Genomic DNA, 5,566 nt, shown 5'->3' with positions numbered 1-5,566 from the left:
GCAAAACTACGCTGAGTTAAGGCGCAACCATTCCAGTTTTAGCAAATCTACATCGAGTTAAGACAAAACTGAGCTGGTTTTAGTAAAACTACGCCAACTTAAGAGATAACCGTGCTGGTTTTGGCAAAACTAACATGACTTTCCCCGCTTACAAACCTTTTAATCCTCGAATAAACATGAGCTACAGCCAATTTAAGGAATCAAGACAATAGCATGCTTAGTGCCGAACTGGCGTTACTTGTAAATTTTAAAATTACAACGAGCAAAGTTTGTTTTAACATTTAACCCGAATCAAGTTATAAAATATTTGTTAATTTACCAGCGAATACAAATTTGCCGCATCTCCATAAGCCTCGCCTATAGGGATATGCTACAGAAAATGACAGCAGGCTGTAAGCCTCACAAAACGAACAACAGCAAACCAAAAATGCGCCGATGCTGCATTAGCTATGAGAAAGTGCATTTTAAAGGCGTTAGACCCACAGACAAATGAGGCTAACGATCAACGCTCTGCACGCGTACAGGCTATAGCAAACTTGATTTTCCCTTACAAAGGAAAGGCGGCGAACAAACACTAAAGGAATCGATTGGGTAAAAAAATATTTGTCAACCAACTTTTTGATACGCTTGATGATGGACAGCATTACAGAAAACATCGGCATAAATGAGCTTGCAGTGCTTGAAAAGCTCAGCGTACGGGCAACAAATGCTTGCAGGTATGGTGGGCTTCACGACCTATTTTCGATACTTCGCTACTACGAGGATAAAAAGATTTTTTTATCGCTAAAGAATTGCGGCAAGCAATCTAACGATGAACTAATTAGCCTGTGCAACAAGTATGCGCATATTAACTACCAAGAGAGCCCTAAAGAGATGGCCGAATAGGAGCATTAACGATTTGGATCAGAGGTGTTAAATTCTAATATCAGCAAAAAAGGCTAACTACCTACACCCCATCAGCCGTCCTTTTTCCAATAGATAAAAAGCAAGATCGTAGCTGCCTTGTAATGGGCTAGCCCACCTGAAAACGAAAACCGACACCTCTAACGTTCTCAAACGTTATGGTGGGATCGTCTTTAAGGTACTTACGGATTCTGGTTAAAAATACGTCCATGCTGCGACCTAAGAAGTAGTCGTTCTCGCCCCAGAGTTCCTCCAGCAGCTCCTGCTTTTTTATAAGCTCGTTTTTCCGTTTGGCTAGGTATGCCAGAAATTCAGTCTCCCTTGCCGTTAGCGAAAAGATCTGGTCGTTGCGTGTTAAGGTCATATTTAGGGTGGAGAGCCTGTAGGTGCCAATCCAAAGATCGGCGTGGTCTACTCGCTTGGTTCGCGAAAGGATATTCTTGATGCGCAGCACCAGCTCGTCGGCTTCGAAGGGTTTGGTGATGTAGTCGTCGGCACCGAGCTGCAGCCCCTTTAGCCGATCCTCCTTTTGCTTGCGGGCGGTTAAAAAGATAAAGGGGATGGCACGCTTGCCCTTTATCTGCTGGGCAAGCTCAAACCCGTCTATCTCGGGGATGTTCACATCGAGCAGGCAGATATCGGGAGTTAACGAACTTAAGGCCTTAATGGCATCACGCCCATTTTCGAAATGGCTTACCTCAAAACCATTCATGTGGAGGTAGAGGGTTAGCACGTTGCCCAAATCGGGGTCGTCCTCTACAAACAGTATGCTTATTTTGCTGCTACTCATTGCTGCTGAATTGGAAGGGTTACTATAAAGCAGGTGGTTGCCGAATTCCTATCAAGGGTAACAGTTCCGCCGTGAGCAGCTACCACCTTCCGTACCAGGTAGAGCCCTAGGCCAACGCCTTTAGTGTTACCCTTGTCGGAATTAAGCCTCACGAACTTGGCAAAAATTCGGTTACGATACCTGGGGTTCAACCCATCTCCGTTGTCGGCAAATCGTATCTGCATCCGCTTAGTTCCTGTTTCGATGGCTACGTCGATACAAACAGGCGTTTTGTTACAGTACTTTATCGAATTATCTACCAGATTATTAAAAACGGAAGTAAAGTAAAATTCATCAATCAGCACCGGAACTTTATTGCCCTTGGTGGTTATGCTGATGTGCAGGTTCTCCTGATGCTGATACTTGGCCATGCACTCGTAAATGAATAGCTCCATATCGGTTGGCTGCACCGCAAGGTGGGTATTGGAGGTGGTGAAATCGGAAAGGAACACCACGTTATCGAGCATTTTTTGAAGTCTATAGCTCTGCTTTTTAATCATCTCAGCCTGCTTCAACACCATGATAGGCGACTCGCTAACCTGCCTTGTAGAGAGCGCATTGGTTGAGATCATAATGGTGCTTAACGGGGTGTTGAATTCGTGGGTTACGTTATTCACAAAATCGGTTTTCATTTCCAGCAGCTGACTTTGGTACTTTAAGACCCTAAAAACGATAATCACCACGGCTATAGCAACGAGCAGTAGGATTAGCGAAAGTATCAAGTCGTAAACCATTTGGGAAAGGAGATATCTGGTAGTCCCAATAAACTCCGACTCCAAGACAATGCAGATGTAGCTATCCTGAGAGAAAAGGTAGAAGGAGTTCTGCAAAGGCGTGGTAATAGGTTTTCCGTTAGCGTACAGCAGCAGCCGATTGGTAAATCCGCCCCTACCAACCAGCGTTGCATAGCCAGAATCAGCCTTAACTTTATAGGTATCAACAAAAAAACGATAGCCATACGATACGCCCACCCCCCTTTGCCTAAGCGACGACTGAACGACCGAGTCTACTTTACTGAAATCGTTTAACGTGCTCTTCAGAAGCGTTTTTACGAACGCCATCTCGCTAGGTGTAAGCCGCTTGCTCAGCTCGACATGGCTCCTTACCTGCTTGGTTACCGACGATATATTTTGGGATGCCGTTGCGGTGCTAAAAAAGGCGTTGCTAACGGCCATGTTTCCTATAGTCGAAAACCTATCCAGTTCGTTGTCGTAGGCCTTTTTCAGGAACAAGAAAAGAATTCCCGCTACAAAAATGGGGATGGCAATCAGAATCACCTTTATGGTTCCTATTCGTACTTTACGGTTTTCTACATCGTTTCTTTTCATCCCTTAGTGATATTGCTCCCACCAGTTTAACCTAAATCTCGCCAACGGTTGTTGCGAAGATATAGCAATTATTTGCCCTTACAAGGGGGTTAACACTGCATTATCTCTCCGTTAACAGAAGTCCTGAGCGATAGATGGTAGCTTTGTAAGAAGAAAAACAGGGCAACGGAGGCTGTCCCTAAAGATATGGCGACACAAGTATCAGCTACTACGAAATGCACCACCGCTTACGGTAAGGTGGATTAACCGCTAGCGATACGTTGATACCCATATTTTGTCAGCCTCACCAACCTACTAAAATTTACCGCGATGAGAATACTGTCCATTTCCATTTTCCTCCTTTGGGTATCGCCGCTACTGGCGCAGCAACGTGGCATCGACCACCAAAAAGCCAAGCAGTACTTTGAGGAGGCTAAGCAGATTTGCCAAAAAGATGCTGGCAGCACCTGGGGCGCTAGCCTTGATGGCCCAATACTATTTGTAGACCAGAACACCCGCGAGGTGGTGGCCAACAGCAACGACTCGCTCCAGAGCCTTACGCTTGCAGGTGGACTTTACTGCGGCAGCTACCCCGATTCGCTACCCATTGCCAACACCTCGGTAAGGTGGAATGGAACAACTTGGACAATGGTTATCTGGCAGGCGCTGAGCAATAATCCCGCAGAACGCAACAGGCTGATTATGCACGAAAGCTGGCACAGCAAGCAGCAGGCACTAGGATTCCCCTCGTGCGGATCGAAGAACGGCCATTTGGCCGAGCTGGAGGGACGTCTGCTCCTAAAAATGGAGTGGTTGGCACTCTCGGAAGCGATACAGCCCAACCATATCGACACGTCCCATCTGGCCAATGCCCTGATGTTCCGATTCTACAGGCAGGCTCGCTTCGACGCTTCGAAAAAAGAATCAGTCTTTGAGATGCACGAGGGGCTCGCCGAATATACAGGGCAACGGCTCTCGGGCGCCAACGAGGCCGAGTGCGTGAGCAACCTAAAAAAGATGGTAACCTCGGCACTCGAAGGGCATAACCTGCTGATGTCGTTTGCCTATACCAGCGGGGCGCTGTACGGCTATATTTTGGATAAGCTACAGCCGGGCTGGACAAAAGGCCTGACCAAGAACGACGATTTTGGTCTGCTGCTGGCCAAATCCATTGGAACAACTCCTGTCGCTGCAAAGGGGAAGGTTGAACGCCTAAAGCTTACCTACGACAAGTACAACCTGATAAAAAAGGAGACCGCCTACGAAAACGAGCGACAAAACTTTTTGAAGGAATGCAAAAAAAGGTTCGTAAAAGGCGCCAAGCTGGTTATCCCAATGAAGATCACCCAAATATCCTTCAACCCTCACGGCGTTATACCTTGGGGAAGCCACGGAACCATATACAAGGAGCTCAACTGCTTTGGGGAGTGGGGCCGCCTATCCACCGAAAAGGGCGGACTGATTACACCAAACTGGACAAGCGTGATACTCGATGCCCCCACCTCTGGCACCTCGGAGTTTTGGACCATCACCCTTAACGATGGCTGGAAAATCGTTAAGCTCGACAACGGCGACTACACTATCGAAAAACGGTAACCTCGCCACAAGAGCCTAAACGGATATGCGGATGGGTAGCACCACGCCTATCCGCTTTATTCCATCTTATGGTTACTCCGCCCGCTTCAAACAGAACCGTAGCGAAGCGGAGCTACCCCTTAACGGGGATGGTATGGCTAACGCCACTTTCATTACGGATAGAGAATTATCTAATTCTATAGCATTAGCAGCCGAAGTAGAAATTGCGCGACACAAATGCTGCATATAAAACTTTAAAACAACCATCAGCAAAAAGTCGCATATCGCAAATCGCACTACTCAATACTCATATCGCAAAGTTCCTATCCCTCTACAAATCCGCCAACAGCAGCGCTTTCCTTAATCCGACCACTACGACAAATTAGAAAATCGCCCTCCCCATCCGCCAACACCCGTGGCGTCAGCCACACAACCAACGGCGGAAATCCATGTTTGAGCAACACTCGGAAGGCAGCTCTTCTCCAAACGAGTAAACTATAATCGTTCTGCTGCCACCCCACAACCCCACAAGCATCTATAAGATGATGGTGCGAGTTAATTTCCGCCATGTTTTTTGGTTACTTTTTTGCGCCAAAAAAGTAACGTAAAAGTTAATACAAACATGAAGTACTCCTGCTTCATGAATATGCATATGAATGCAAGAAAGCATTATAACCAAAGAACCATCAGCAAAAAGTCGCATATCGCAAATCGCACTACTCAATACTCATATCGCAAAGTTCCTATCCCTCTACAAATCCGCCAACAGCAGCACTTTCCTTCATCCGGCAGCAATGTCACAATAGTAAACCACCCTCCCATCCGCCAACACCCGTGTCGAAGCCACACATCCAACGGCGAAAATATTTGTCTGAGCAACACTCGGAAGGCACCTGATTCCCAAATGAGCAAATCTTAATCGTTCTACTACCGTACCCCAAAACTCCAAGGC

At 46.7% G+C, this 5,566-nt stretch carries 5 protein-coding genes; 2 read left to right on the top strand and 3 right to left on the bottom strand.

The window, feature by feature from the left end:
- The first annotated feature begins 630 nt into the window (after nucleotides 1–630).
- Complete coding sequence (locus tag L990_RS16400; RefSeq protein ID WP_047451688.1) at nucleotides 631–885, top strand: hypothetical protein; 255 nt, start codon at nucleotides 631–633, stop codon at nucleotides 883–885.
- 127 nt (nucleotides 886–1,012) lie between these two features.
- On the opposite strand, the gene L990_RS16395 is transcribed toward L990_RS16400, so the two are convergent.
- Together L990_RS16395 and L990_RS16390 are read right to left on the bottom strand one after the other, a co-directional pair.
- Entirely contained in the window at nucleotides 1,013–1,693 is a 681-nt protein-coding gene (locus tag L990_RS16395) for a response regulator transcription factor (protein WP_047451686.1), read from the bottom strand.
- The gene (locus L990_RS16390) at nucleotides 1,690–3,060 is read right to left on the bottom strand and encodes a sensor histidine kinase (RefSeq protein WP_047451684.1); all 1,371 of its coding nucleotides are present in this window, start codon (nucleotides 3,058–3,060) and stop codon (nucleotides 1,690–1,692) included. Before L990_RS16390 ends, L990_RS16395 begins: the two co-directional genes overlap by 4 nt.
- Nucleotides 3,061–3,369: 309 nt before the next feature.
- On the opposite strand from L990_RS16390, the gene L990_RS16385 reads away from it, so the two are divergent.
- Nucleotides 3,370–4,635, top strand: coding sequence for a hypothetical protein (locus tag L990_RS16385; protein WP_047451682.1), 1,266 nt, complete (start codon nucleotides 3,370–3,372; stop codon nucleotides 4,633–4,635).
- Nucleotides 4,636–4,937: 302 nt separating this feature from the next.
- On the opposite strand, the gene L990_RS16380 is transcribed toward L990_RS16385, so the two are convergent.
- Complete coding sequence (locus L990_RS16380) at nucleotides 4,938–5,183, bottom strand: hypothetical protein (RefSeq protein ID WP_047451679.1); 246 nt, start codon at nucleotides 5,181–5,183, stop codon at nucleotides 4,938–4,940.
- Between the last annotated feature and the right edge of the window lie 383 nt (nucleotides 5,184–5,566).

Source organism: Alistipes sp. ZOR0009, from assembly GCF_000798815.1.
Classification (GTDB): domain Bacteria; phylum Bacteroidota; class Bacteroidia; order Bacteroidales; family ZOR0009; genus Acetobacteroides.
Note: the sequence above shows the minus strand (reverse complement) of the source record. Positions and strands in the feature narration are given on the sequence as shown.

Excerpts from the sequence above, each read along its gene's own strand:
- L990_RS16400 (WP_047451688.1), top strand. The coding sequence starts at position 631 with ATGATGGACAGCATTACAGAAAACATCGGCATAAATGAGCTTGCAGTG.
- L990_RS16395 (WP_047451686.1), bottom strand. The coding sequence starts at position 1,693 with ATGAGTAGCAGCAAAATAAGCATACTGTTTGTAGAGGACGACCCCGAT.
- L990_RS16390 (WP_047451684.1), bottom strand. The coding sequence starts at position 3,060 with ATGAAAAGAAACGATGTAGAAAACCGTAAAGTACGAATAGGAACCATA.
- L990_RS16385 (WP_047451682.1), top strand. The coding sequence starts at position 3,370 with ATGAGAATACTGTCCATTTCCATTTTCCTCCTTTGGGTATCGCCGCTA.
- L990_RS16380 (WP_047451679.1), bottom strand. The coding sequence starts at position 5,183 with ATGGCGGAAATTAACTCGCACCATCATCTTATAGATGCTTGTGGGGTT.